Below are 24,927 nucleotides of genomic sequence, written 5' to 3' on the forward strand. Positions count from 1 at the left end.
CCGCACCCCGAGCGCGGCGCAGCGACGAACGGGAAATGCTAGACTGTTTCAGCGATTCGACAGCCTTTCTCGCGAGATTCGACCTTGGCCGCCCGCAAGTCCATCGGCACCGCCACCTTCTATGACGACGACCCCGCCCGCAACGGCGGGTTCGGACTCGTGATCTGGGGTTTCGCCACGGTCGCGGCGGTCGTGCTCGGCTTCGCCTCCTGGCAGTTCGCCCCGCCGCGGGCCGACGGCGAAGGCGTGCGCATGGCCGGCGGGCCGAATGCCGACGAGATCACCGGATCGATCGTGCCGGGTGACCGGCCGGCGCCGTTGCCCTCGCGGGTGATCGCACCGGGCAAGGTCGGGCCTCTGGTGCTCGGCGCCGATCCCAACGAACCGGCGGTGACGATCCGCGACATCGAGGTGCTGCGCGCCGACCTGCGCGAGTTGCAGCGCCGGATCGCCCAGATGGGGCTCTCCGGCGACGGCATGTCGCGCCGCGTCGACCGGCTCGAGGAGCGCATCACCGTCATCGCCTCGTCGGTGCCGTCCCAGCCCTCGCCCGGCGAGACCGTCGCGGCGCGCGACGATGCCGGTGCGAGCCAGGCGGCCGGCCAGCCGATGCGCACCGCCGGCGGCCCGACGGAGGCGAGCGCGACCCCGCGTCTGCCGCAGCCGCGGCCCGAGGCCGATCTGCCGACGGTGACCGGATCCGTTCCGCCCAAGGCCGCGACCACCGGTTCCGCCGGCAAGCTCGATCGCGAGGCGACGCCCGCGGCTCCGGCACCGCAGGCCACCGTCGCCGTGGCGCCTGCCCTCGCTCCCGCCCCGACGCCTTCCGCTGCGCCGGCCGCTGCCGCGCCGGCTCCGGCGGAGGCGGCGAAGGCGCAGCCGATCGGCGGTGCGGCGGTGGCGGCGATCGACCTCGGCGGCTACCGTTCGCTCGCCTCGCTGAAGAAGTCGTGGTCCGACATGTCGGATCGCTACGCCGAGTTCGGCCACGGCATCGAGCCGCTGGCGCGGCTGCGCGAGACCGACAGCGGCATGGAGGCGCGGCTCGTCGCCGGCCCCTATTCGAGCCAGCAGGAAGCGGCCAAGGCCTGCATCCGCATGAAGGCCTTCGGCGTCTCCTGTCAGGTGACCGGTTACACCGGCCAACCGCTCGCCGCGATCCGCTGAGGTCGGCGGTTCGGGACGGGCCTCGGCCGAGCTTCGAGATAATAGGACCGTCGAAGCCGGCGTCAGCCGAGCTTCGACAAAATCGGAAACGTCTCGATCAGCCAGAACGACACGCGTTCGATGCCGCCGGTGAGGAAGGCGATGCCGGTCAGCACCAGCAGGCCGCCGGTGACCTTCTCGACCACGCCCATCTGGGCGCGGAAGCGGCGCATCAGCTTCATGAAGGGCTGCGAGAAGGCGGCGGCGACGAGGAAGGGCACGCCGAGGCCGGCGGCATAGACCGCGAGCAGGAAGGCGCCCTGCCCCACCGTCTCGCGGCTCGCCGCGACGCCGAGAACGGTCGCCAGCACCGGGCCGATGCAGGGCGTCCAGCCGAAGCCGAAGGCGAGCCCGATGACATAGGCGCCGAGCGCGCCCGCCGGCTTGCGCGCGACCTGGACGCGGGCCTCGCGATAGAGCAGCGGAATGCGGAAGAGGCCGAGGAAATGCAGCCCCATGACGATGATGGCGACGCCGGCCGCGGGCGCCAGCACGTCGAGATGCGAGCGCACGATCGAGCCGAAGACCGAGGCCGTCGCCCCCATCGCCACGAAGACCGACGCGAAGCCGGCGACGAAGGCGAGGGACGCCAGGAAGATCCGCCGCCGCGCCGCTTCCCAGCCGGCGCCGGTCATCTCGTCGAGGCTCGCGCCGGCGATGAAGGCGAGATAGGGCGGCACCAGCGGCAGCACGCAGGGCGAGGCGAAGGAGAGCACGCCGGCACCGAACGTGCCGAGAAGGGTGATGTCAGAAGTCATGGCGCCCGGGTGGCTCGTCTGATCGTTGGCTCGTGGGATCGGTGGCGCGTTCCTAACCCGAAACGCGACGCCGACGAAATCACGCTTACGGCAGAGGGACATTGACGAATGTCGGCGGCGGGGACGGCTCTCTTCCAGCGGCACCCATGCCCGGCGCCTCCGGCAAGGCGGCATCGAAGGCGTCGAGGATCATCGGTTCGGGCGATGCCACCGCGACCAACTCTCCCAGACCACTGCGATGCCACCGCCGAGAATCATGATCAGGCCCAGACTGACGGCAGGGACCGCGAAGAGCAGCGCCTGCCACCACACGAGGCCCCACACCTTCCAGGCACCGTAGAAGATCAGCGGCAGCGTCAGGATGGTCAGGCGCAGCAAGGCGAGCACGACGAAGGCGCCGGCGACGACCAACACGCGCCATCCGACCAGAGGCCAATCGAACCAGGCTTCGGCACCATCGGCGAACGCGACGACCGAGGCCACCGAATAGGCGACGAGAAGGATGACCCCGACGACGGGACCGACTCTGTCCAGCATGGCTTCCCCTTCGGCACACGACGGAACGCGATGTCCGACGCGAGACACGTGAGATCAATCTCACACGGCTCTCGCCGGCTCGCGATCTCTTTTCGGCGTCGGGGACGACGTTGCGATTTTCGATCGTGTCGGACGTTTTGGTGAGCCGGGCGGGGATCGAACCCGCGACCACATGATTAAAAGTCACGTGCTCTACCACTGAGCTACCGGCCCCCAGCGCGGGCGGACCATAAGGGGAGGTCGGCGCGGCGGTCAAGCCGTCGCGCAAGTCGCTTCACAGCCGGCGGTCCGTGGTCGCTCGACGCGCTCGAACCCGTCTTCCCCTCGCCTCCCCTTCGTCGCGAACGGGAGCGACGCGGGCGGGGAGCGCCACCCCTCCTCACCGGAGGGATGGCGCACGCTCTCACGCCGGCTGCCGCGCTCTGACACCGTAGCCGATCAGTTCCAGCGCCGCGAAGGCCAGCATCGACAGGCCGACCATGGGGAAGAAGACGCCCGTCGCCACGGCCAGTGCCATCAGCCACGCGGGGATCCGTTCGCCCGCCGGCAGGCGCGGTGCGGCGAAGGTTCCCGAGGGGCGGCGCTTCCACCACATGACGACGCCGGAGACCGTCAGGCCGACGATCGCCACCAGAGATGCGAGCAGCACCAGCTGGTTGGCGAGGCCGAAGGCCTGACCCATGTGGATGCTGACGCCCCATTCGCCCATGCGGCCGAAGAAGCCGAGATCCTCGAGCCCCATGTCGAACAGGATTTCGCCGGTGTACTGGTCGAGATGGACGACACGCTCCTTTCGGATGTCGTCGGGATAGACCGAGGCGGTGAAGACGCCGTCGGGTGTGGTCGGAACGTTGATCGCCCAGCCCGGCGCCATGCCGATCGCGTCGACCGTGGCGACGACGTCGTCGAGCTTCGCCGGCACGCCGGACTTGGCGCCGGAGAGCGGAACCGGCTGGTTCTCGATGATCCAGGGCGCGTGGTCGGCGACGTCCTTCAGCGGCACGGTCGAGACCGGGTACTTGTCCCAGTAGCCGTCCGGCATGCCGAGGCCGAGGGCATAGGAATAGGCGTAGAACTTCTTGCCCCAGTAGCCCGACCAGGGCAGGCCCGTCACCGCGAGGAAGACGATGACGGCGCCGACGAAGACGCCGGTCACGGCGTGGAGATCGCGCCAGAAGACGCGTTTCGCGGGCGTCTCGCGCACACTGACGACGCCGCCCTTCTGCCCGCGCGGCCACCACAGATAGATGCCGGAAGCGGTCATCAGCACCATCCAGCCGGCGACGCCCTCGATGATGCGTTCGGCGAACCAGCCGGCATATTGCAGGCTGTGCAGCTTGCGGACGACGTACATCGCGGGCGATTCCGCGAAGCCGGCGTCCCACAGCGTGCCGAGGACACGGCCCGTGTAGGGGTCGACGAAGACCGTGTCCTTGACCCCGTCGGGGCCGGCGATCCTGACCTTGGCGGAACGATCGGGGGCCGGCGGCGGCTCGTAGCCGCGCAGCGTTCCGGGATGGGCGGCCATCGCCTTCGCCACCAGTTCGGACGGCGCCATCTGGGCCGTGGACTGGGGCGCGACGAAGCGCAGGCCGCCGTGGATCCTGTCGTTGATCTCGTCCTTGAAGAGATAGATCGCGCCGGTGACGCAGATCAGGACGACGAAGGGAATGATGACGAGGCCGGCGAAGAAGTGCCAACGCCAGAGGGCGCGGTAGACGACGGAGCCCAGCGCTCCGCCCTGCAGAGTTCGAGACATGGCTGTCCCTTTCCGATCCGAGAAGACGAGACCCGACGCGGGAGTCGGGCGCTGCGGTCACGGGATCGGTGCGGGCGGGGCGCGGGACCGGTAGGAGCCGCCGCCGCCGGAGAGGCGGACGGCGCGCTGCGGCGCGGGTTCGGGCGGCAGCGCCCGGCCGGTCGCGATCGCCGCCGCGACGACGGCGGGCACGATCGCGAGATGATGGCCGAGCCAGATGCACGACATGTGCTGCGGGGCGCGGTCGTCGCCGCCGCCGCCGTTCGGATGGGTGGCACCGTCGGAATCGTTCGGTAGATAGACGATGTCCGTGCCGGTGCAGAGGGCGGAGAAGCCCTCGCGCTCGGGCAGCGCGATCGACGGCCCGAGGACGCGCAGGAACACGGCAAAGGCCAGCAGGAGCACGAGCTCCAGCCGCCAGGTCCGGTTCGAAATGCGCGAGGAGCCCAACATCGAGAATGGCCGCCGGCAGGATTGCCTGCGTGGAGGTTACCCGTCGGCGACGTCCTCGAGAAGACTGCCCTAGGCAGAACTACGGACCAAATCGCCGGCGGGCCCGTCAGTGCCCCGCCGTCGCCGAAGAGCACGAGACGACCCTGGTCGGCGCGACGTCCGCGGCGGAGGCCGCGTCGATGGCGAGCGCCGCGAGGCCGAAGAAGGCGGCGGTGACGAGCAGAAAGCGGACGATCACGGGATTGATCACGGGATTCATGGGAACCCTCCGAAGCGCGAGACCCGGTGCCGGCGGCGCCTCTCGCCGCCCGCATGCTCGTCGGTCGCGCCGCAGCGACGATCGGTTCAACGGCTTCGGCGTTTTCCCGGCGACATCGGGCCTGTGGACCGCACCCCCGAATGTGGGCTAGACACGGGGCCACAAAAGCCGGGACACCGCCGATGCATCGCCTCCTCAGCAATCTCGCCGCAAAGCGCGTCCTCCTCGTCGGCGACGCCATGCTCGATCGCTACATGGAAGGCCCCGTCGGGCGGATCTCGCCGGAGGCGCCGGTGCCGATCGTCAAGGTCGGCCGCGTCTTCGACCGGCCGGGCGGCGCCGCCAACGTGGCGCTGAACCTCGCCTCGCTCGGCGTCGCCGTGACCTTCGTCGCCCATGTCGGCAGGGACGCCGACGCGACCGCCCTGCGCGACCGCCTCGAGGAGGCCGGCGTCGTCACCCGTTTCGTCACGGCCGAGAACGCCCGCACCATCGTCAAGCTCAGGGTTCTGTCGCAGCGCCACCAGCTGCTGCGGCTCGACTTCGAGGATTCCTTCGCCGACGAAGATCACGGGCCGCTGCTCGACGCCTATCGCGCGGCGCTCGCCGATCACGACCTCGTCGTGCTGTCGGACTACGGCAAGGGGACGCTCGCCAGGGTCGCGGATCTGATCGCGCTGGCGAAGGCCGCGGGCAAGCCGACGATCGTCGATCCGAAGGGCTCCGACTTCGCCCGCTATGCCGGGGCGACCGCCATCACGCCCAACGCCTCGGAATTCGCCACCGTCGCGGGTCGTGCGGCCGACGAGGCCGATTTCGGCGCCCGTGGCTTCGCGCTTCGCGAGCAGCTCGGGCTCGCCCATCTCCTCGTCACCCGCGGCGAACGCGGCATGACGCTCTTCTCCGAAGGCGGCTTCCGTCTCGACATGCCGACGGTGGCGCGCGAGGTCTACGACGTCACCGGCGCCGGCGACACGGTGATCGCGACGCTGGCGGCGACCCATGCGGCAGGCGCCTCCTTCCCCGAGGCCGTGCGCCTCGCCAATCTCGCCGCCGGCATCGTCGTCGGCCGCATGGGCACGGCGGCGGTGACGCTGCACGAGCTGGCGGAGGCCTCCGCGCCGATCGGCGCCGCCGACGACGTCGAGATCACGCTGCGCCGGATCGCCGAGGCCAAGGCGCGCGGCGAACGCATCGTCATGACCAACGGCTGTTTCGACATTCTCCACGCCGGCCACGTCGACTATCTCGCCCGCGCCAAGGCGCTCGGCCGTCGGCTGGTGGTGGCGCTGAATTCCGACGCCTCGGTGACGCGGCTCAAGGGCGAGAGCCGGCCGATCAACGGCTGGGCCGATCGCGCCGCGGTGCTGGCGGCGCTCGAGGCGGTCGACTGGGTCGTGCCCTTCGACGGTTCGATCGACGCCGAGGGCCGCCATTCCGACACGCCGCTCGACATCATCCGGGCGATCGGTCCGGACGTGCTGGTCAAGGGCGGCGACTACACGATCGAGACGATCGTCGGCGCCGAGGACGTGCTGGCGGCCGGCGGTCGGGTCGAGGTCCTGCCCTTCCTCGAGGGCCGGTCGACCAGCTCGATCGTGGCGCGGGCCAAGGGTGACTGAGGGCGACGTACGAAATTCCGACCATTTGCTCCTGTTCGGCTTCACCCTGAGGTGCCCGGCTGAAAGCCGGGCCTCGAAGGGCGAAGTCGTCGACGGGCCGCACCACTCGGCCCTTCGCACTTCGAGGCTCGCTTGCGCTCGCACCTCAGTGTGAAGGGCCTCTGCGACAGACCGAAAGGGTCTGAACTTCACGAGGCCGGTATGAGGCCCGCGGGCGCACCACCTCACCCACGGAATCGAAAGGGCCGGCGGATCGCTCCGCCGGCCCTCGTCGTTCCGGCCTCGACCGAGGCTCAGTAGAGCAGACGGCAGCGGATGGTGCCGTCGATGGCGCGCATCTCGGCCAGCACGTCGTCGGCGAAGTCGTCGGCGGCATCCGCCTCGATCACCACGTAGCCGACGTCGCCCTCGGTCTGGAGATACTCGGCCGCGATGTTGAGGCCGCGGTTGGAGAACAGCGTGTTGAGGCGGTTCAGCATGCCCGGGCGGTTCTGGTGGACGTGCATGAAGCGCGTGCCGGCCGGACGTGCCGGCAGCTGGACCTGCGGGAAGTTGACCGCGCCGACGGTCGAGCCGATGTCCGACCAGTCGACCAGCTTGCGGGCGACTTCGGCGCCGATGCGCTCCTGCGCCTCCTCGGTCGAGCCGCCGATGTGCGGCGTCAGGATGACGTTGGGCAGGCCCTGGATCGGCGAGACGAACTTCTCGGCGTTGCCCTTGGGCTCCTTGGGGAAGACGTCGACGGCGGCGCCGGCGAGGTGGCCGTCCTTCAGCGCGCGGGCGAGCGCCTCGAGGTCGACGACGGTGCCGCGGGCGTTGTTGACGAGATAGGCGCCCTTCTTCATGGCGCGGATCTCCTTCTCCCCGATCATCATGTGGGTCGAAGCGTTCTCCGGCACGTGCAGCGAGACGACGTCGGCCTGATCGAGCAGCAGCTCGAGCGTGCCCGAGGGCTCGGCCATGCCGTGGCTGAGCTTGTCGGTGACGTCGTGATAGATCACGCGCATGCCCATGCTCTCGGCGAGGTTCGACAGCTGCGAACCGATGTTGCCGTAGCCGACGATGCCGAGTGTCTTGCCGCGCACCTCGAAGGAGCCGTTGGCCGACTTGTCCCAGCCGCCCTGATGGGCCGACACCGAGCGATCGAAGATGCGGCGGAACAGCATCACGATCTCGCCGATCACCAGTTCGGCGACCGAGCGGGTGTTGGAGAAGGGCGCGTTGAAGACCGGGATGCCGCGCACGCGGGCGGCGGCGAGGTCGACCTGGTTGGTGCCGACCGAGAAGCAGCCGACCGCGATCAGCTTGTCGGCGGCCTCGAACATCGCCTCGGTCATCTGCGTGCGCGAGCGGATGCCGACCATGTGGACGCCCTGCAGCGCGTCCTTCAGCGCCTGACCTTCCAGCGCCGTCTTGAGATGGGTGACGTTGGTGTAGCCGGCCTTCTTCAGGAGATCGACGGCGGTCTGGCTGATGCCCTCGAGGAGCAGGATCGAGATGCGCTCGCGCGGCATCGAGAGGCGTACGGTCATGACGACACCCGGTTCAGGAAAGGAAGAGCCGGTCTAGGCCGAACCGCCCCCCCGGTTCAATGCAAAAAATGCAACATCGGCGCGGGATTCGCCCATTGGCCAGCCACCGGCGCGGCGTGTTCCGCTCAGCGGCGGGCCGTCAGGTGATGCAGCACGATGCCGGACGTGGTGGCGACGTTGAGACTGTCGACGCCCGCCGCCATCGGGATCGACACCGCCCGTGCCCGCGCGATCACGTCCGCCGGAAGGCCGGGCCCCTCGGTGCCGAGCAGGATCGCCATGCGCCCGCGCGGTCGCACCTCGATCAGCCGTTCGGTCGCCGATGGGGTCAGCGCCAGCATCTCGAAGCCGTGGGCGGCGGCGAGTGCCACCGGATCGGAGCCGCCCTCGAGCCGCGCATGCGGCACGCTCAGGACATGGCCGACCGAGACGCGCAGCGCCTTGCGATAGAAGGGATCGCAGCAGGTGGCATCGATCAGCACGCCATGGGCGCCGAAGGCGGCGGCGTTGCGGAAGAGGCCGCCGATGTTGTCGTGATTGGCGATGCCCATGGCGATCACCACGACCGCATCGTCGGGCGCGCGCGCCAGCAGCGCCTCGGGGCTCTCGGGCTCGCCCTTCTCGCCGATCGCCAGGATGCCGCGGTGGAGCGGGAAACCGGCGATCGTGTCGAGCACGGCACGCGGCGCCGTCATCACCGGGACGTCGTCGTCGAGTTCGGCAAGCAGCGACGCGAGGCTCTCGATGCGGCGCTCGTCGATCAGCAGCGACTGCGGCCGATGGCGGCGCGCGCGGACGAGAACGGTGAGGACGACCTCGCCCTCGGCGACGAACAGCCCCTGCCGGCCGACGAGATCGCGCTCGCGCACGTCGCGATAGGCGGCGACGGCGGGATCATCGGGCGAGGTGACGGGAATGATGCGGGGCACGGCGCGGTCTCGGGTGGGCGTCGCCGGTTCGCCTAGCACGAACGCGGGCGGCCGACCACGGGCGATCGGCGGCGCGGGAAGGCTCCCCTCCCCGGCTGCCGCCTTCGCGTCGCCCGCCGTCCTCAGAACGCGACGCGGACCGAGGCTCGGACCTGCTGGTTCTGCACCGCATCGGCATTGGCGGTCAGCAGATACTCGAGATCGATCGAGATCCCGTCGAGCGTCATCATGCGGAGCGAGACGCCGCCGGTCAGGCTGTCGCGGACGGCCGGCGTGCCGGTGATGGCGTAACCGGCGCCGCCGAGGTCGGCGTAGCCGAGGCGCTGGGTGAAGCCACCCTCGAAGGCGTGGCGGTATTCGAGCCGCACGCCGGGGGTGACGGTGCCCCAGTCGACCGGGATCGTGTAGTTCGCCCGGAGGCCTGCCACACCGCTGACCGTGGTCGTCTCCAGCCGATCGTAGGCGAGCGCCCAGATCGTCGAGCCGGTCTCGGTGTAACCGTCGAGGAACACCTTCACCACGTCGACCCGACCGTAGGACGACAGCTTCAACGCGCCCCACTTCTCGGCGAAGGTCAGGCCGACCGAGCCGAAGATCTCGTGGCCGTCGCGCCGGCCGTCGAGCATGACCGAACCGGCCGTCGACCAGCGCCGGGTGTCGAAGCGCAGCGCGCCGTATCCGCCGGTCACGTCGAGGAAAGCCTTGGGCGCGAAGCGCCAGCTGCCGTAGAGCGTCGCCGTCCAGGCGGTGCCGTCGGAGCGGCTGCCGTCCGAGCCGAAGGTGGTGCGGTCCTGGCCGTAGCCGAGCGCCAGACCGACCTTCAGCCCGTCCATGACGCGGCCGTCGATGCCGACCGTCAGGCCCGCCGTGGTGAAGTGGTTGTCGTAGGACCCGTCGATCTTCAGCCGGCCGAAGTCGATCGAGCCCGCCGTCCACAGGCGGAAGGGCAGATCGGCCTTCTTCTGCATCACCGCGAAGGCCTGGGTGATCTTCTGGATGGCGCGGCCGGCGTCGTTCATCGACGCCCGGTCGCGGCCGTCCTCGGACGCGAAGGCGAGGACGGTGCCGTCGGCGTCGATCACCGGACGGGGATCGGAGGCCGCCATGCGCAGCGTGCCGCCCGAGGAACGCCCGCCGAGCTCGGCCGTCGCCGTGCCGCCGTTGCCGCGCGCCGCCGCGACACGACCGCCGGAGGGCGTGGTCGAACCGGACGAGGCGCCGGAGCCGGTGCCCGAGCCGCCGGGGCCGGAACCGTCGTTGCCGTCGGGGTCGTCGTCCTCGTCGTGGATCTCCTCCAGGCGACGCATGGTGTTGTCGATCTGGGCCTGGGCGAAGCGGTTGGCGGTCGTCACCTGCGAGGTGACGATGCCGCGCACCGTCGGATCGGCCGACGGATCGGGCCGCGACGACACGGTGACGGTGGTCGTCGACGAGGTGACGGCGAGGTTGTTGGCGTCGCCGGCATAGGCCGCGGTGATGGAATGCGGTCCGATCGTCAGCGACGAGACCGTCGTGCTGGCCGAGCCGCCGGAGAGGGCGACGGTGGCGAGCGTCGTGGCGCCGTCCTTGAAGGTGACCGACCCGGTCGGCGAGACGCCGCCGGTGAGCGTCGCCGTCAGCGTCACCGGCGCGCCGAAGGCCGGCGCGGCGTTGGACGACGTGACGGTGATCGTCGGCGTGCCCTTGTTGACGGTGATGGTCACCGTCGCCGGCGCCGAAGTGCCGCCGACATTGGTCGCGGTGTACTGGAACGAATCCGTGCCCGTGTAGCCCGCCGTCGGCGTGTAGCCGATCGACGTACCGGAGACGGAGGTCGAGCCGTGCGCCGGCGCGGTCGAGACGGCGACGCTGGTCGCAGTGCCGCCGGAGAGGGCGAGCGTGATCGGGTTGTTGCTCGAGTTGGGTTCGACCGTCGCCGAAACGGCGCCGGCGACCGGCGCCGCGACATAGGTGAAGCGGTCGCCCGCCCCGGTCGTCGAGGTGCCGCCGAGCGTCGTCACCGTCACGTCGACGGTGCCGGCCGAGCCCGCCGGCGCGGTCGCGGTGATCGAGGTCGCCGAGGTCACCGAGAAGCTCGTCGCATCCGTCGTGCCGAACTTCACCGCCGAAGCGGCGAGCAGGTCGGTGCCGGTGATGGTGACGACCGTGCCGCCACTCGTCGGACCCGAGGTCGGCGCGATCGACGTCACGGCGGGCGTCGTCGCCTGGACGGCGAAGCTGCGCGTCACCCGCGTCGCCGCGAGCCAGGCGCCGTTGCCGGCCTGATCGGCGTCGATGGTGCATGTGCCGAGCGTGACGAAGGTCAGCGTTCCGCCGGAGGTGACGGTGCAGACGCCCGTCGTCGACGAGGAGAAGGCGACCGTCAGCCCGGAACTCGCCGTCGCCGAGAGCGTCGGCGAGGTGCCGAAGGTCTGGGCGCCCGGATTGGCGAAGGTGATGGTCTGCACCCCCTTCGGCGTGACGCTGTTGGAGGCCGCCGACGCCGCCCCCGTGCCGGCCGTGTTGGTCGCCGTCACCGTGAACGTATAGGCCGTGCCGTTGGTGAGGCCCGTCACGGTGATCGGCGAGGCCGTACCCGTTCCGGTGAGGCCGCCCGGCGACGAGGTCACGGTGTAGCCGGTGACGGCCGAGCCGCCGGTCGAGGCGGGCGCGGTGAAGGTCACGCTGGCCTGGGCATCGCCGGCGGTCGCCGTGCCGATGGTCGGGGCACCGGGCGCGACGGCATTGACCGCGAAGCTCTGCGTCACCCGCGTCGCCGCGAGCCAGGCGCCGTTGCCGGCCTGATCGGCATCGATGGTGCAGGTGCCGGCCGCCACGAAGGTCAGCGCGCCGCCACTGGTGATGGTGCAGACGCTCGTCGTCGACGAGCCGAAGCTCACCGTCAGACCGGAACTCGCGGTCGCCGAGAGCGTCGGCGTCGTGCCGAAGGTCTGGCTGCCGGGATTGGCGAAGGCGATGGTCTGCGACGCCTTGGGCGTGACGCTGTTGGACGCGCTCGAGGCCGCACCCGTGCCGACCGTGTTGGTCGCGGTCACGGTGAAGGTGTAGGCGGTGCCGTTGGTGAGCCCGGTCACGGTGATCGGCGAGGTCGTTCCCGTCCCGGTGAAACCGCCGGGCGACGACGTGACGGTGTAGCCGGTGATGGCCGAACCGCCGTTCGAGGCGGGGGCGGTGAAGGTCACGCTCGCCTGGGTGTCGCCCGCGGTCGCCGTGCCGATGGTCGGGGCACCGGGCGCGACGGCATTGACGGCGAAGCTCTGCGTCACCCGCGTCGCCGCGGTGAAGGCGGCATTGCCGGCCTGATCGGCGTCGATGGTGCAGGTTCCGGTCGTCACGAAGGTCAGTGTGCCGCCCGACGTGATGGTGCAGACGCTCGTGGTCGAAGACGTGAAGGCGACCGTCAGGCCGGAGCTCGCGCTTGCGGAGAGCGTCGGCGTCGAGCCGAAGGTCTGGGCGCCCGGATTGGCGAAGGTGATGGTCTGCGTCGCCGTCGGCGTCACACTGTTCGAAGCGGCGGAAGCCGCCCCCGTGCCGGCCGTGTTGGTCGCGGTGACCGTGAACGTATAGGCCGTGCCGTTGGTCAGGCCCGTCACCGTGATCGGCGAAGTCGTGCCCGTCCCGGTGAAGCCGCCGGGCGAAGACGTGACGGTGTAGCCGGAGATCGTCGCGCCGCCGGTCGAAGCCGGCGCGGTGAAGGTGACGCTCGCCTGGGTGTTGCCCGCAGTGGCGGTGCCGATGGTCGGAGCCCCCGGCGCGACGGCATTGACCGTGAAGCTCCGCGTCACCCGCGTCGCCGCGAGCCAACTGCCGTTGCCGGCCTGATCGGCGTCGATGGTGCAGGTGCCGGCGGTGACGAAGGTCAGCGCGCCGCCGCTCGTGATCGTGCAGACGCCGGTCGTCGACGAGCCGAAGCTCACCGTCAGACCGGAACTCGCGGTGGCGGTCAGGGTCGGCGAGGTGCCGAAGGTCTGGGCGCCGGGATTGGCGAAGGTGATGGTCTGCGCGCCCTTCGGCGTCACGCTGTTGGAGGCCGCCGACGCCGCACCCGTGCCGACGGTGTTGGTCGCGGTCACGGTGAAGGTGTAGGCGGTGCCGTTGGCGAGGCCGGTCACGGCGATCGGCGAGGCCGTCCCCGTCCCGGTGAAGCCGCCGGGCGACGACGTGACGGTGTAGCCGGAGATCGTCGCGCCGCCGTTCGAGGCGGGCGCGGTGAAGGTCACGCTGGCCTGGGCGTCGCCGGCGGTCGCCGTGCCGATGGTCGGCGCACCGGGTGCGACCGCATTGACGGCGAAGCTGCGGCTCACCCGCGCCGCCGCGTCCCAGGTGCCGTTGCCGGCCTGATCGGCGTCGATGGTGCAGGTGCCGGCCGTCACGAAGGTCAGTGCGCCGCCGCTCGTGATGGTGCAGACGCTCGTCGTCGACGAGGAGAAGGCGACCGTCAGACCGGAACTCGCGGTCGCCGAGAGCGTCGGCGAGGTGCCGAAAGTCTGGGCGCCCGGATCGGCGAAGGTAATGGTCTGCGCGCCCTTCGGCGTGACGCTGTTGGAGGCGCTCGAGGCCGCACCCGTGCCGACGGTGTTGGTCGCGGTCACGGTGAAGGTGTAGGCGGTACCGTTCGTCAGTCCGGTCACGGTGATCGGCGAGGTCGTGCCCGTCCCGGTGAGACCGCCGGGCGACGAGGTGACGGTGTAGCCGGAGATGCTCGCCCCGCCGGTCGAGGACGGCGCCGTGAAGGTGACGCTCGCCTGGGCGTCGCCCGCGGTCGCCGTGCCGATGGTCGGCGCGCCCGGCGCGACGGCGTCGACCGCGAAGCTCTGCGTCACCCGCGTCGCCGCGGCATAGGCGGCGTCGCCGGCCTGATCGGCGTCGATGGTGCAGGTTCCCGTCGTCACGAAGGTCAGCGCGCCGCCGCTCGTGATGGTGCAGACGCCGGTCGTCGACGAGCCGAAGCTCACCGTCAGGCCGGAACTCGCGGTGGCGGTCAGGGTCGGCGTGGTGCCGAAGTTCTGGGCGCCGGGATTGGCGAAGGTGATGGTCTGCGACGCCTTGGCGACCGACAGGGTCAGCGTGCCGCTGGTCTGCGAGAAGCCGCCGGTGCCGGTCGACGAGTCCGTGACCTGGAGCGTGAAGTTGAAACTGCCGCCGGCGGTCGGCGTGCCGGAGAGCGCGCAGTTCGAGCCGATCGAGACGCCGCCGGGCAAGGCGCCGGACGCGACCGAGGTGGCGCAGGTGTAGGGCGACTTGCCGCCGGTCGTCGTGATCGAATAGCCCGACAGCGCCGTGGCGGCGGTGGCGCCGGAACCGGAGAGCGAGATCGAGAGCGTCGGATTGCCGACCGTGACGGTCACGGTGGCGGTGGCCGAATCGCCGGCGGCGTTGTGGGCGCGGATCTGGAACGTGTCGGAGCCGCGGAAGCCGACGACCGGCGTGTAGGAGACCACACCACCCGTGGTCACCGACAGTGAGGCGCCGTTGGTCGAGGTGCCGGTGGTCGAGGTACCCGACGAGCCGAGGTAGTAGGCGGTCGGCGAGTTGGTCGGCGAGCCGAGGGTCGCGACGTCGATCGACGTCGCCGAGGCCGAGCCGGTGTTGTAGGCGATCGTCGTCGAATAGGTCAGCGACGTCGAGGAGAAGGCGGGCGTGGCACTGGTGAGGTTGGTCAACTGAATGGTGTAGGCGGCATTCGTCTGACCGTATTCCGCGTAGCCGACCTGCGTCCCGCCGGCCACGCAGTTCGTGAGGTTGAAGCAGAACGGCGTCTTGTAGGTCAGGTCGAAGCTGTCGGTCGTTCCGCTGGTCGGGCCGGCCAGGATCGTGATGGTATAGCTGAAACCCTGAAAGTTCCCGCTGGTGTCGTCGATCGGCGTGATGCGATACGACCCGCCGTTCACGCCGGCCAGGGTGACGTTCGTCAACGACGAACTGCTACTGGCGGTCATCGGCAGGTTGGTGTTGTCGGATCCGCATGGGGAAAACAGGCCGGATTCGTAGGCAGTGTCGCTCATGCCCACGGTTCGAAGGTCGAGCGTCTTCGATCCGTTGACCGCGATACCGTTCATGTCGACGCTCAGTGTGCCCGACGACGAACAGGCCGCCGAAGCCGCGACCGAACCGACGATCAACAGGACGAGCGCGAGCAGACCGCGGGCCAACCAGGCCATGCGAAAGATCGGTCGCCGCGCGACGCGGGACGAGCCGCGCGAGAACCCGGCGGCTTCGACCGGAAGCGGTCGTATCGATCGCACACCCGAGCGCGGTCGATCCCGCCCCGAAGCGAAATTCAAAATCGACGATCGATCGAACATGGACCCCCACCCTGCCCCACTGACGCGCGCGATCTGCCGAAGACCGAACCGGCGTGTCGAGCACGAGTAATGCACGAGTGTCTCGTCAGCACAACCTGATGAAATATTTTTCCAATATAGACGGTCTCCTTCCGCGCCGTCTCCGCAGACATTCCGCGCATCATGGAGTCCAATCGAAACAAGGATGTGCCGCATTGCGTCATGTTCGACGCCGGTAGACTCGGGTCGACACGGCAGATCGCGATATATCCGTGCTGCGTTGCAATCATGATACAGATCTATGCGAGGCTCTTCCGCGTCAACCTGTCATGACGAGAGTCTATACCCCGTCACACGGCGTCACAATACAATGACGCCGCGACAGACTTCTGTGACGCGCTGGACAGTTCGCCGGACCTATGGTTTGTTCGAAATGCCAAACAACCGGGGGTTTATAAGCATGGATACCTATCTGGGAACCATCATGCCGGTCGGCTTCGCCTTCGCCCCCAAGGGCTGGGCACTGTGCAACGGCCAGCTGCTGTCGATCGCGCAGAATCAGGCGCTGTTCTCGCTTCTCGGTACGAATTTCGGCGGTGACGGGCGCTCGACCTTCGGCCTGCCCGACCTGCGCGGGCGGACGCCGGTCGGCCTCTCGCAGTCTCAGCCGGGCCTTTCGTCGGGAACCGAGACGGTGACGCTGACGGCGAACCAGTTGCCGGCGCACACCCACTACGTCACCGCCACGACGGTGGCCGGATCCGGCCGCGGGACGCCCGCCGCCGGCAAGATCTTCGGGGCCAACGGCAACGCCGCGGCGACGCTGTTCGCGCAGCCGTCGAACCAGGTCGCCCTGTCGCAGAACAACGTCGGCGCGAGTGGCGGCAACGCTCCCCACGAGAACATGCAGCCGTATCTCGTCGTGAACTACATCATTGCACTTTCCGGCATCTTCCCCAGCCGCGGCTGAAGGATCGATCGGCCTGCGACGTTACTCCGGCAACGAGGGATCGAGACATGGAACCCTATATCGGCACGATCATGCTCTTCGCCTTTCCCCGCATTCCCACCGGCTGGGCCGCCTGCGACGGATCGCTGCTGCCGATCTCGGAATACGAGACGCTCTTCACGCTGATCGGCACCACCTACGGCGGCGACGGCGTCACCGACTTCGCCGTGCCCGACCTCAGGGGGCGCGTTCCGATCCATCAGGGGACCGGCCCCGGCCTCACGACGCGCGTGATCGGCCAGAACGGCGGCGACGAGGCGGTGACGCTCGTCACGACGGCGATGGCCGCCCACGGCCACCCGCTCACGGCCGCATCGAGCACGCCGCCGGTCGGCGGCACCGCGACGCCCGATCCTTCCGTCGGCTTCGGGACCGGCGTCGGGCTGCTGCCCTACACGTCGTCGATCACCGGGGCGACGCCGGAGGTCATGGCCTCCACGACGATCGGCGCCAGCGCCGGCGGACTGCCGCACGACAACATGATGCCGACTCTGATCGGCAACTACTGCATCGCGCTCTACGGGATCTATCCGTCGCAAGGGTGATTCCGCCGACCGTCCAAGATCGTCGAACGCGCTCCGGGAGGGCCCCATGGACAGCTTCTTCATCGGCACGATCATGCCGTTCCCGTACAATTTCGTCCCCTCCGGCGGGTGGATGGCCTGTAACGGCCAGCTGCTGCCGATCCAGCAGTACACCCCTCTGTTCGCGCTGATCGGCACGACCTACGGCGGCAACGGGCAGACCAACTTCGCGCTGCCCAACATCAACGGCACGACGGTCCGGGTGGTCGCCGGACAGGGCCAGGGGCCGGGGCTTTCCGACTACACGATCGGCGAGAGCTTCGGCTTGGACGCCGTCACCCTCCTGTCGACCGAGATCCCTCCCCATTCCCACCCGATGACGGTCTACCGCGGCACCACCAACGTGGCGACGCCGACCGCCGGTGCGACGCTGGTCGACCCCGGCATGACCGGCTTCCTGCCCCAGGGCACCGTGCCTGCGACCCTGCTGAACCCGATGACGGTCGGCACCGCGGGAGCCAGCCAGTCGCATCCCAACGACCAGCCGACGCTGCAGTTGCTGTACTGCATCGCCACCACGGGCATCTACCCGAGCTTCCAGTGAGGCGCGGACCGTCGACGCCGGCCGGCCCGGCGTCGACGGAACCCGAGGGAGGAATGCCGATGCCGACGCGTTTCGCCGTCGAGGACGGCGACGCCCGCGCCGATCGTCCGGCGTTCGCCCTGCGGCCGGTCGAGCCCGGTGACGCGGACTTCCTGCGCACGCTCTTCGTCGCCGATCGCCGCGCGCTCTTCGCCGCCGCGGTCCTTCCCGAGCCGATGCTGGCGATCCTGCTCGACCAGCAGTACCGCGCCCACGAGGCGGGTTCGGCGCAGGAGTTTCCCGATGCCGAACGCTCGGTGATCCTCGCCGACGGCGCGCCCGTCGGCCGTCTCGTGACCGCGCCCGATCGCCGCGCGAGCGGACGGACGCTGCGGATCGTCGACATCGTCGTCGCGCCGACCGCCCGCGGCCGCGGCATCGGCACGGCGGTGCTCGGCGAGACGATCCGGTCGGCACGGGAAGCGGGATGGACCGCTCTGTCGCTGATGGTCGCCCACACCAATCCGTCCGCCGCTCGCCTCTATCGGCGCCTCGGTTTCCGTCCGCAGGGCGAAGACGGGGTCGGTACGACGATGGGTCTGGCGTTGGGGCCGGGTTGAGGCGGAGGTTGGCGCGCGGGCGAGCTGGACATTGTCGATTTCGACCCGAGCATGGGACGCTTCCTCCAGCGACATCAAAACGCGAGGAAGCCATGCTCGACCCGATCGAAACTCCGCACGAGACCTGTGTCGTCTGCGAGAAACCCTTTCCTTTCGGACGCCAGCGCTACGAGGGCCGGTTTGTCCATCAATGGCGATCGGCGATCTGCAGAGCCTGCGAAGCCGGCAATGCCGGTTTCGTTGCGCCTGCCATCCAGCCCGGTCTGGTCGACCGCCTGAAGAAAAGAGGAGCGAGTTTGCAGTTCGACGCGTTCAACCGGCTCGTCATACCGACGCGCGGGTCCTGATCCCCCGCACATGAACAGGAGACGGTCTGCCGATCGCATCAATGTCTTGGGGAGTGTGTGGCGCGCCCTACGGGAGTCGAACCCGTCTTTGCAACGTGAAAGGCTGCCGTCCTAACCGATAGACGAAGGGCGCTCACGGGGCGGGTTCTTATAGTGCTTCGCGGTTACGGGCAAGCCCCTACCCGCTTCGGACGCAATGGCTTCGCCGAATTGTGGAAATCTCGTCGACCGGCGCGTGTCTCCGCGCACCGTCAGCCGTCGTTCGGGGCATCCGGGATGCCGGGGATCTGCGGCAGGAAGGCGCCGCCGCGGCTGCGCACGAAGTCGATCAGCGCCCGCGTCGCCGGCATCGCCTTCTTGCGCGCCAGCCGCACCACGTACCATCGCCGCCACAGCGGCAGGCCGAGGACGTCGAGCACGACGAGGCGGCGGTCCTCGACCTCGGCCGCCACGGTGTGGGCGGAGATGAAGGTCAGGCCCAGGCCGGCGATCACCGCCTGTTTGATCGTCTCGTTGGAGCCGATCTCCATGCCGATCTTCGGGTGGATGCCCGATCGCGCCAGGAAGTGCTCCATCAGCGTGCGGGTACCCGAGCCCGGTTCGCGCACCAGGAAGGTGCGGTCGGCGAAGCGGGCGGGATCGATTCGGCGTTCGCGCGCCAGCGGGTCGGTCGGGGCGGCGACGACCACGTGGGGGTGGGCGCCGATCAGCGCGCTCTCGACCGGCACCTCCTCGGGCGGCCGTCCCATGATCGTCAGGTCGAGATCGCCGGCCTCGAACCGCGACACGATGTCCGACCGGTTGCCGACCACCAGCTCCAGCTCGACGCGGGGGTGCTCGCGGGCAAAGGCCGCCAGCAGCATCGGCGCGAAGTATTTGGCGGTCGACACCACGCCCACCGTGACGCGGCCGCCGTCGGGGGTCCGCAGCGCCTCGACGCTCGATCGCGCGTCGTCGAGGATCTTCTCCAAACGCCTTGACGCATCGAGGATTTCCCGCCCTGCGGCGGTTGGCGTCAGGCCCTGCGCGTCGCGTTCGAAGAGGGGCAGACCGACCTCTTCCTCGAGCAGTTTCATCTGCGCCGTGACCGCCGGCGGGGTCACGTGGGTGGCCTGCGCGGCGGCGGCGAAGGAGCGTCCTTCGACCGCGGCACGGAACATTCGGAGCTGCTTCAGGGTGACGTTTCGCATGGACTTCAGATTATCTGAATCAGAACGAAAAGAAATACGAATTTGCTTAATTCAAACACCGGCGCAGCATCCCTCCAACCAAGACGAGGGAACGCCCATGACCGTGATGGACAAGCCTGCCGCCGCCACCCCGATGGATGCCAAGAAGCGCTACGGCGCGGGCGTCCTGAAGTACGCCCAGATGGGCTACTGGGACGGAGACTACGAACCCAAGGACACCGACGTCCTCGCCCTCTTCCGCATCACGCCGCAGGACGGCGTCGATCCGATGGAAGCGGCCGCGGCGGTCGCCGGCGAGAGCTCGACCGCGACCTGGACCGTCGTGTGGACCGATCGCCTGACGGCCTGCGACAGCTACCGCGCCAAGGCCTACAAGGTCGAGCCGGTGCCGGGCCAGCCGGGCCAGTGGTTCTGTTGGGTCGCCTACGACATCATCCTGTTCGAGGAAGGCTCGATCGCCAACCTGACGGCGTCGATCATCGGCAACGTCTTCTCGTTCAAGCCGCTGAAGGCCGCCCGTCTCGAGGACATGCGCTTCCCGCCGGCCTACGTGAAGACCTTCCGCGGCCCGCCGACCGGCATCGTCGTCGAGCGCGAGCGCCTCGACAAGTTCGGCCGGCCGCTGCTCGGCGCCACGATCAAGCCGAAGCTCGGGCTCTCGGGCAAGAACTACGGCCGCGTGGTCTACGAGGGCCTCGCCGGCGGTCTCGACTTCACCAAGGACGACGAGAACATCAACTCGCAGCCCTTCATGCACTGGCGCGACCGCTTCCTCTACGGCCAGGAGGCGGTGATGAAGGCGACCGCCGCCACCGGCGAGATCAAGGGCCACTATCTCAACATCACCGCCGGCACGATGGAGGAGATGTACCGTCGCGCCGAGATGGCGAAGGAGATCGGCTCCTGCATCGTCATGATCGATCTCGTGATCGGTTGGACGGCGATCCAGTCGATGGCCGAGTGGTGCCGCGCCAACGACATGATCCTGCACATGCATCGCGCCGGTCACGGCACCTACACCCGGCAGAAGAACCACGGCGTGTCGTTCCGCGTCATCGCCAAGTGGCTGCGGCTGGCCGGTGTCGACCACCTGCATGCCGGCACCGCCGTCGGCAAGCTCGAGGGCGATCCGATGACCGTGCAGGGCTACTACAACGTCTGCCGCGAGGCGAAGAACGCCGTCGACTATCAGCGCGGCATCTTCTTCGAGCAGGACTGGTGCGACCTGCGCAAGGTCATGCCGGTGGCCTCGGGCGGCATCCACGCCGGTCAGATGCACCAGCTGCTGCATCTCTTCGGCGACGACGTGGTGATGCAGTTCGGCGGCGGCACCATCGGTCACCCGATGGGCATCCAGGCCGGCGCCATCGCCAACCGCGTCGCCATGGAGACCATGGTTCTCGCCCGCAACGAGGGTCGCGACATCATGGCGGAAGGCCCGGAAATCCTGCGCGACGCCGCCAAGTGGTGCAAGCCGCTCGAGGCCGCGCTCGCGACCTGGGGCTCCGTCACCTTCGACTACGCCTCGACCGACACGTCCGACTTCGTTCCGACGGCGGCGGCGAGCTGAGCCTCCCTTCGGCCCGCCGCGCGGGAGGCGGTCGGTCCGCCCTGAAACCGGCCGCCTCCCCCTTCTCATCCAGACCCGGAGTAGCCTCCATGCGACTGACCCAAGGCGCCTTCTCGTTCCTGCCCGACCTCACCGACGCGCAGATCTCCGCCCAGATCGAACATGCCCTGAACCAGGGCTGGGCGGTGAGCATCGAGGTCACCGACGACCCCCATCCCCGCAACACCTATTGGGACATGTGGGGCATGCCGATGTTCGACCTGCGCGACGCCGCCGGCGTGATGACCGAGGTGCGGGCGGCCCGCGAGGCCAACCCCGAGGCCTACGTGCGCATCAACGCCTTCGACAGCACGCGCGGTTGGGAGACGATCCGCCTCTCCTTCATCGTGCACCGCCCGTCGAAGGAACCCGGCTTCGTCCTCGACCGCATCGAGGAAGCCGGCCGCATCCAGCGTTACGCAGTGCGTCGTCGCTCGGCGGCGTGAGCGGACGGAGCCGTCCGGCTCCCGGCGGGCGATGCGTCCCCGCCCCCGCGCGTCGCCCGCCGTCCGCCCTTCGGCGGACGCCACCCGAAACGATCCGGGCCCGTCGAGGCCCGGCCCCGCGAGCCGGAGGCCCGATCATGACCCTGTCAGCACTCTCCCCCGCCGAGGGTCTCACGGCCGCGACCCCGGACCGGCTGGATCTCGCCGCCCTGTGGCGCGAGACCGAGATCGGGCCTCTGCTCGCCGAGCTCGATCGCGACCTGATCGGCCTCAAGCCGGTCAAGGACCGCATCCGCGAGATCGCCGCCCATCTGCTCGTCACCAAGGCGCGCAAGATCATGGGGCTCGAGACCTCGCCGCCGACGCTGCACATGGCCTTCACCGGCAATCCCGGCACCGGCAAGACCACCGTCGCGCTCAGGATGGCGTCGATCCTCCACCGCCTCGGCTATGTCCGGAAGGGCCATCTCGTCTCGGTGACGCGCGACGATCTGGTCGGCCAGTACATCGGCCACACCGCGCCCAAGACCAAGGAGGTCCTGAAGCGCGCCATGGGCGGCGTCCTCTTCATCGACGAGGCCTATTACCTCTATCGGCCGGAGAACGAGAAGGACTACGGTCAGGAGGCGATCGAGATCCTGCTGCAGGTGATGGAGAACCAGCGCGACGATCTCGTCGTGATCCTCGCCGGCTACGCCGACCGGATGCAGACTTTCTTTTCCGCAAACCCGGGCTTCCGCTCGCGCATTGCCCATCACGTCGACTTCCCCGACTATCGCGACGACGAACTGTTGCGCATCGCCGACGTGATCGCCGAAAAGGAGGGCTACCGGTTCGACGAGGGAGCCCGCGCCGCGCTCGCCGACTATGTCGTGGCACGCCGCACCCAACCCGATTTCGCCAATGCCCGGTCGATCCGCAACGCCTTCGACCGAGCCCGCCTGCGCCAGGCCATCCGCCTCTTCGAAGAGGGGCGCGAGGTCGACGTGGGCGATCTCTCCACCATCACCGAGGCGGAGATCCGGTCCAGTCGGGTGCTCGCCAGGAACATCGATCCCTGAGCGCTTCCTCGATCGTCGGTTCGCATAGACCGAAAAAGGCACGGGCGGCGATCATCGTTCAGGGACAACAGGAAACACCGAGAGGTTAAAGTCATGCGCGAAGCATCGACGCCCCCCGATCTGAGTGCCCGGCTGGAGGCCTGGGCCGGCTGCGATCCGTCGCGGCTCGACATCGCCGCGACCGTCGACGCCATCGCTCGCGGCTGTGCCGAGATCGCCGGCCTGATCGCCCGCGGCCCGCTCGCAGGCAGGCTCGGCGCCTCGCGCGGCGCCGACAACGGCGGCGGCGACGTCCAGAAGGAACTGGACGTGCGCTGCGACCAGATCCTCTACGAGGCCTGCCGCTCGGCTCCGGTCGCAGCTCTCGCCTCGGAAGAGGCCGACCACGCCATGGCCCTCGACCCCGAGGGTCGGCTGCTGGTGGCGATCGATCCGCTCGACGGCTCCTCCAACATCGACACCGACGTCTCGGTCGGCACGATCTTCTCCGTCCGTCGCCGGATCGAGGGCATCGATCCGGGCACCGACGAGGCCTTCCTGCGGCCGGGGCGCGAGCAGGTGGCGGCGGGTTACGTCGTCTACGGCCCGCACGTCGCGCTGGTGATGACGGTCGGCGACGGCGTCGATCTCTTCGTCCTCGACCCCGAGGCGCGGCGCTTCCGGCTGATCGAGGCGGGGCTCAGGGTGCCGGAGGAGGCGCGCGAGTTCGCCATCAACATGTCGAACTACCGCCACTGGGACGATCGGGTGCGCGCCTATGTCGACGATCTCGTCGCCGGCGGCGACGGTCCGCGCGGCGGCGACTACAACATGCGCTGGATCGCCTCGATGGTGGCCGAGGCGCATCGGATCTTCATCCGCGGCGGCATCTATCTCTATCCCGGCGACCAGCGGAAGGGCTACGCCAACGGCCGTCTGCGCCTCGTCTACGAGGCGGCGCCGATCGGCATGCTGATGGAACAGGCGGGCGGACGGGCGAGCGACGGCAAGACGCCGGTCGCCGACCTCGTACCGGAGAAACTGCACCAACGCGTGCCGCTGATCTTCGGATCGCGGCCCAAGGTCGAGCGCCTCGAGCGCTATCTCGCGACCAATTGGGGCAATTCCGAACGATCGCCGCTGTTCGCCCGACGCGGGCTGCTGACGGCCTGAGCCGTCGCCCGCTTCGCCCGATCCGACATCGCATCAGGGGCCCGATCCCCGGAGGACGAACCCATGTCCGTCAAGCATCCGATCATTTCCGTCACCGGGTCCTCGGGGGCCGGCACCACCTCGGTGAAGAAGACCTTCGACCAGATCTTCCGCCGCGAGGGCATCACCGCCGCCAACATCGAGGGCGACGCCTTCCACCGCCACGACCGCGCCGAGATGAAGCGCGTGATCGCCGAGCGCGCGGCGGCCGGCGACAACCACTTCTCGCATTTCGGCATCGAGGCGAACCTCCTGGCCGAGCTCGAGGAGACCTTCCGTTCCTATGGCACCACCGGCAACGGCCGCACCCGCTCCTACGTCCACGACGCCGAGGAGGCCGAGCGGCTCGGTTCGCCGTCCGGCACCTTCACCGAGTGGCGGACCTTCGAGCCCGACACCGACCTGCTCTTCTACGAGGGCCTGCACGGTGCCGTCGTCACCGACGAGATCGACATCGCCCGCCATGCCGACCTCAAGATCGGCGTCGTGCCGGTGATCAACCTCGAATGGATCCAGAAGCTCCATCGCGACAAGAACACCCGCGGCTATTCGACCGAAGCGATCATGGACACGATCCTTCGCCGCATGCCGGACTATGTCCGCATCATCACGCCGCAGTTCTCGCAGACCGACATCAACTTCCAGCGCGTGCCGACGGTCGACACGTCGAACCCGTTCATCTCGCGTTGGATCCCGACGCCGGACGAGAGCATGGTGGTGATCCGCTTCAAGGACCCGCGCGGCATCGACTTCGCCTACCTGCGCACGATGCTGCACGACAGCTTCATGAGCCGGGCGAACTCGATCGTCATTCCCGGCGGCAAGCTCGATCTCGCCATGCAGCTGATCCTGACGCCGACGATCCTGAAGATGGTCGACCGCAAACGCCGCTCCGCCTGAGGCGGACGGCCCCGCGACGGCCCTCCCATCGAACGAAGCCACCCGAGCCGGGTGAACGCGACCTCGCGGCCGCGAACGACGCGCCGTGTCGGACCGACCAACCCGATG

General features: G+C 69.1%; 22 protein-coding genes and 2 tRNA genes. 13 read left to right on the forward strand and 11 right to left on the reverse strand.

The window, feature by feature from the left end; all coding sequences use genetic code 11:
- Positions 1–84 precede the first annotated feature (84 nt).
- Entirely contained in the window at positions 85–1,167 is a 1,083-nt protein-coding gene (locus ACT541_RS11255) for an SPOR domain-containing protein (protein WP_476136873.1), read from the forward strand.
- 62 nt (positions 1,168–1,229) lie between these two features.
- Here the strand turns inward: ACT541_RS11255 and ACT541_RS11260 are convergent, their stop codons facing one another.
- The 6 genes from ACT541_RS11260 to ACT541_RS11285 all read right to left on the reverse strand — a co-directional run bounded on the left by ACT541_RS11260 (position 1,230) and on the right by ACT541_RS11285 (position 4,972).
- A complete protein-coding gene (locus tag ACT541_RS11260; protein WP_476136875.1) occupies positions 1,230–1,964 on the reverse strand; it encodes a cytochrome c biogenesis CcdA family protein in 735 nt (244 codons plus the stop codon).
- A gap of 189 nt (positions 1,965–2,153) precedes the next feature.
- Complete coding sequence (locus ACT541_RS11265) at positions 2,154–2,501, reverse strand: hypothetical protein (protein ID WP_476136877.1); 348 nt, start codon at positions 2,499–2,501, stop codon at positions 2,154–2,156.
- Between the two features lie 138 nt (positions 2,502–2,639).
- A tRNA-Lys gene (locus ACT541_RS11270) sits at positions 2,640–2,714 on the reverse strand.
- Positions 2,715–2,904: 190 nt separating this feature from the next.
- Positions 2,905–4,260 (reverse strand): PepSY-associated TM helix domain-containing protein, encoded by a 1,356-nt coding sequence (locus ACT541_RS11275; protein ID WP_476136879.1) that lies wholly within the window; start codon positions 4,258–4,260, stop codon positions 2,905–2,907.
- Positions 4,261–4,317: 57 nt separating this feature from the next.
- Entirely contained in the window at positions 4,318–4,713 is a 396-nt protein-coding gene (locus ACT541_RS11280; RefSeq protein ID WP_476136880.1) for a DUF2946 family protein, read from the reverse strand.
- 106 nt (positions 4,714–4,819) lie between these two features.
- Positions 4,820–4,972, reverse strand: a complete 153-nt coding sequence (locus tag ACT541_RS11285; protein ID WP_476136882.1) for a hypothetical protein — start codon at positions 4,970–4,972, stop codon at positions 4,820–4,822.
- Positions 4,973–5,154: 182 nt separating this feature from the next.
- On the opposite strand from ACT541_RS11285, the gene hldE reads away from it, so the two are divergent.
- Positions 5,155–6,594: a bifunctional D-glycero-beta-D-manno-heptose-7-phosphate kinase/D-glycero-beta-D-manno-heptose 1-phosphate adenylyltransferase HldE gene (gene hldE / locus ACT541_RS11290; RefSeq protein ID WP_476136884.1), complete on the forward strand. Its 1,440-nt coding sequence runs from the start codon at positions 5,155–5,157 to the stop codon at positions 6,592–6,594.
- Positions 6,595–6,887: 293 nt separating this feature from the next.
- On the opposite strand, the gene serA is transcribed toward hldE, so the two are convergent.
- From serA to ACT541_RS11305, 3 genes are all read right to left on the reverse strand, one after another.
- A complete protein-coding gene (serA, locus tag ACT541_RS11295) occupies positions 6,888–8,126 on the reverse strand; it encodes a phosphoglycerate dehydrogenase (protein ID WP_476136886.1) in 1,239 nt (412 codons plus the stop codon).
- 125 nt (positions 8,127–8,251) lie between these two features.
- Positions 8,252–9,055, reverse strand: a complete 804-nt coding sequence (locus ACT541_RS11300) for a TrmH family RNA methyltransferase (RefSeq protein WP_476136888.1) — start codon at positions 9,053–9,055, stop codon at positions 8,252–8,254.
- Between the two features lie 122 nt (positions 9,056–9,177).
- On the reverse strand, positions 9,178–15,060 hold the full coding sequence (locus ACT541_RS11305; RefSeq protein ID WP_476136890.1) for a fibronectin type III domain-containing protein: 5,883 nt from the start codon (positions 15,058–15,060) through the stop codon (positions 9,178–9,180).
- Positions 15,061–15,112: 52 nt separating this feature from the next.
- Between ACT541_RS11305 and ACT541_RS11310 the strand changes: the two genes are divergently transcribed.
- From ACT541_RS11310 to ACT541_RS11335, 6 genes are all read left to right on the forward strand, one after another.
- The gene (locus ACT541_RS11310; protein ID WP_476136892.1) at positions 15,113–15,430 is read left to right on the forward strand and encodes a hypothetical protein; all 318 of its coding nucleotides are present in this window, start codon (positions 15,113–15,115) and stop codon (positions 15,428–15,430) included.
- Positions 15,431–15,799: 369 nt separating this feature from the next.
- Entirely contained in the window at positions 15,800–16,309 is a 510-nt protein-coding gene (locus tag ACT541_RS11315; RefSeq protein WP_476136894.1) for a phage tail protein, read from the forward strand.
- 47 nt (positions 16,310–16,356) lie between these two features.
- Positions 16,357–16,893, forward strand: coding sequence for a phage tail protein (locus ACT541_RS11320; RefSeq protein WP_476136895.1), 537 nt, complete (start codon positions 16,357–16,359; stop codon positions 16,891–16,893).
- 46 nt (positions 16,894–16,939) lie between these two features.
- Positions 16,940–17,476 (forward strand): phage tail protein, encoded by a 537-nt coding sequence (locus ACT541_RS11325; RefSeq protein WP_476136897.1) that lies wholly within the window; start codon positions 16,940–16,942, stop codon positions 17,474–17,476.
- A gap of 59 nt (positions 17,477–17,535) precedes the next feature.
- Positions 17,536–18,075, forward strand: coding sequence for a GNAT family N-acetyltransferase (locus tag ACT541_RS11330; protein ID WP_476136899.1), 540 nt, complete (start codon positions 17,536–17,538; stop codon positions 18,073–18,075).
- A 92-nt stretch (positions 18,076–18,167) separates the two neighbouring features.
- Positions 18,168–18,422 carry a hypothetical protein gene (locus ACT541_RS11335; protein WP_476136902.1) on the forward strand — a complete coding sequence of 85 codons (255 nt, stop codon included), beginning with the start codon at positions 18,168–18,170 and terminating at the stop codon, positions 18,420–18,422.
- 58 nt (positions 18,423–18,480) lie between these two features.
- On the opposite strand, the gene ACT541_RS11340 is transcribed toward ACT541_RS11335, so the two are convergent.
- Together ACT541_RS11340 and ACT541_RS11345 are read right to left on the reverse strand one after the other, a co-directional pair.
- Positions 18,481–18,555 (reverse strand) — tRNA-Glu (locus ACT541_RS11340).
- A gap of 118 nt (positions 18,556–18,673) precedes the next feature.
- On the reverse strand, positions 18,674–19,612 hold the full coding sequence (locus tag ACT541_RS11345) for a LysR family transcriptional regulator (protein ID WP_476136904.1): 939 nt from the start codon (positions 19,610–19,612) through the stop codon (positions 18,674–18,676).
- A gap of 97 nt (positions 19,613–19,709) precedes the next feature.
- Between ACT541_RS11345 and ACT541_RS11350 the strand changes: the two genes are divergently transcribed.
- The 5 genes from ACT541_RS11350 (at position 19,710) to ACT541_RS11370 (ending at position 24,819) form a co-directional block, all read left to right on the forward strand.
- Positions 19,710–21,182 (forward strand): form I ribulose bisphosphate carboxylase large subunit, encoded by a 1,473-nt coding sequence (locus ACT541_RS11350; RefSeq protein WP_476136905.1) that lies wholly within the window; start codon positions 19,710–19,712, stop codon positions 21,180–21,182.
- An 89-nt stretch (positions 21,183–21,271) separates the two neighbouring features.
- Positions 21,272–21,667 carry a ribulose bisphosphate carboxylase small subunit gene (locus ACT541_RS11355; protein WP_476136907.1) on the forward strand — a complete coding sequence of 132 codons (396 nt, stop codon included), beginning with the start codon at positions 21,272–21,274 and terminating at the stop codon, positions 21,665–21,667.
- A 137-nt stretch (positions 21,668–21,804) separates the two neighbouring features.
- Complete coding sequence (gene cbbX, locus ACT541_RS11360) at positions 21,805–22,728, forward strand: CbbX protein (RefSeq protein ID WP_476136909.1); 924 nt, start codon at positions 21,805–21,807, stop codon at positions 22,726–22,728.
- A gap of 93 nt (positions 22,729–22,821) precedes the next feature.
- Positions 22,822–23,880, forward strand: coding sequence for a class 1 fructose-bisphosphatase (locus ACT541_RS11365; RefSeq protein WP_476136911.1), 1,059 nt, complete (start codon positions 22,822–22,824; stop codon positions 23,878–23,880).
- A 63-nt stretch (positions 23,881–23,943) separates the two neighbouring features.
- The gene (locus ACT541_RS11370; protein ID WP_476136912.1) at positions 23,944–24,819 is read left to right on the forward strand and encodes a phosphoribulokinase; all 876 of its coding nucleotides are present in this window, start codon (positions 23,944–23,946) and stop codon (positions 24,817–24,819) included.
- The last annotated feature ends 108 nt before the right edge of the window (positions 24,820–24,927 follow it).

Source organism: Pinisolibacter sp. DMC100 (assembly GCF_056313705.1).

Bases quoted from the DNA above. Each gene is read 5' to 3' on its own strand.
- ACT541_RS11365 (WP_476136911.1), top strand. From the start codon at position 22,822: ATGCGCGAAGCATCGACGCCCCCCGATCTGAGTGCCCGGCTGGAGGCC.
- ACT541_RS11355 (WP_476136907.1), top strand. From the start codon at position 21,272: ATGCGACTGACCCAAGGCGCCTTCTCGTTCCTGCCCGACCTCACCGAC.
- cbbX (WP_476136909.1), top strand. From the start codon at position 21,805: ATGACCCTGTCAGCACTCTCCCCCGCCGAGGGTCTCACGGCCGCGACC.
- ACT541_RS11345 (WP_476136904.1), bottom strand. From the start codon at position 19,612: ATGCGAAACGTCACCCTGAAGCAGCTCCGAATGTTCCGTGCCGCGGTC.
- ACT541_RS11330 (WP_476136899.1), top strand. From the start codon at position 17,536: ATGCCGACGCGTTTCGCCGTCGAGGACGGCGACGCCCGCGCCGATCGT.
- ACT541_RS11320 (WP_476136895.1), top strand. From the start codon at position 16,357: ATGGAACCCTATATCGGCACGATCATGCTCTTCGCCTTTCCCCGCATT.
- ACT541_RS11315 (WP_476136894.1), top strand. From the start codon at position 15,800: ATGGATACCTATCTGGGAACCATCATGCCGGTCGGCTTCGCCTTCGCC.
- ACT541_RS11310 (WP_476136892.1), top strand. From the start codon at position 15,113: ATGTCGACGCTCAGTGTGCCCGACGACGAACAGGCCGCCGAAGCCGCG.
- ACT541_RS11305 (WP_476136890.1), bottom strand. From the start codon at position 15,060: ATGAGCGACACTGCCTACGAATCCGGCCTGTTTTCCCCATGCGGATCC.
- ACT541_RS11350 (WP_476136905.1), top strand. From the start codon at position 19,710: ATGACCGTGATGGACAAGCCTGCCGCCGCCACCCCGATGGATGCCAAG.
- ACT541_RS11325 (WP_476136897.1), top strand. From the start codon at position 16,940: ATGGACAGCTTCTTCATCGGCACGATCATGCCGTTCCCGTACAATTTC.
- ACT541_RS11280 (WP_476136880.1), bottom strand. From the start codon at position 4,713: ATGTTGGGCTCCTCGCGCATTTCGAACCGGACCTGGCGGCTGGAGCTC.
- ACT541_RS11285 (WP_476136882.1), bottom strand. From the start codon at position 4,972: ATGAATCCCGTGATCAATCCCGTGATCGTCCGCTTTCTGCTCGTCACC.
- ACT541_RS11335 (WP_476136902.1), top strand. From the start codon at position 18,168: ATGCTCGACCCGATCGAAACTCCGCACGAGACCTGTGTCGTCTGCGAG.
- ACT541_RS11370 (WP_476136912.1), top strand. From the start codon at position 23,944: ATGTCCGTCAAGCATCCGATCATTTCCGTCACCGGGTCCTCGGGGGCC.
- ACT541_RS11260 (WP_476136875.1), bottom strand. From the start codon at position 1,964: ATGACTTCTGACATCACCCTTCTCGGCACGTTCGGTGCCGGCGTGCTC.
- ACT541_RS11275 (WP_476136879.1), bottom strand. From the start codon at position 4,260: ATGTCTCGAACTCTGCAGGGCGGAGCGCTGGGCTCCGTCGTCTACCGC.
- hldE (WP_476136884.1), top strand. From the start codon at position 5,155: ATGCATCGCCTCCTCAGCAATCTCGCCGCAAAGCGCGTCCTCCTCGTC.
- serA (WP_476136886.1), bottom strand. From the start codon at position 8,126: ATGACCGTACGCCTCTCGATGCCGCGCGAGCGCATCTCGATCCTGCTC.
- ACT541_RS11265 (WP_476136877.1), bottom strand. From the start codon at position 2,501: ATGCTGGACAGAGTCGGTCCCGTCGTCGGGGTCATCCTTCTCGTCGCC.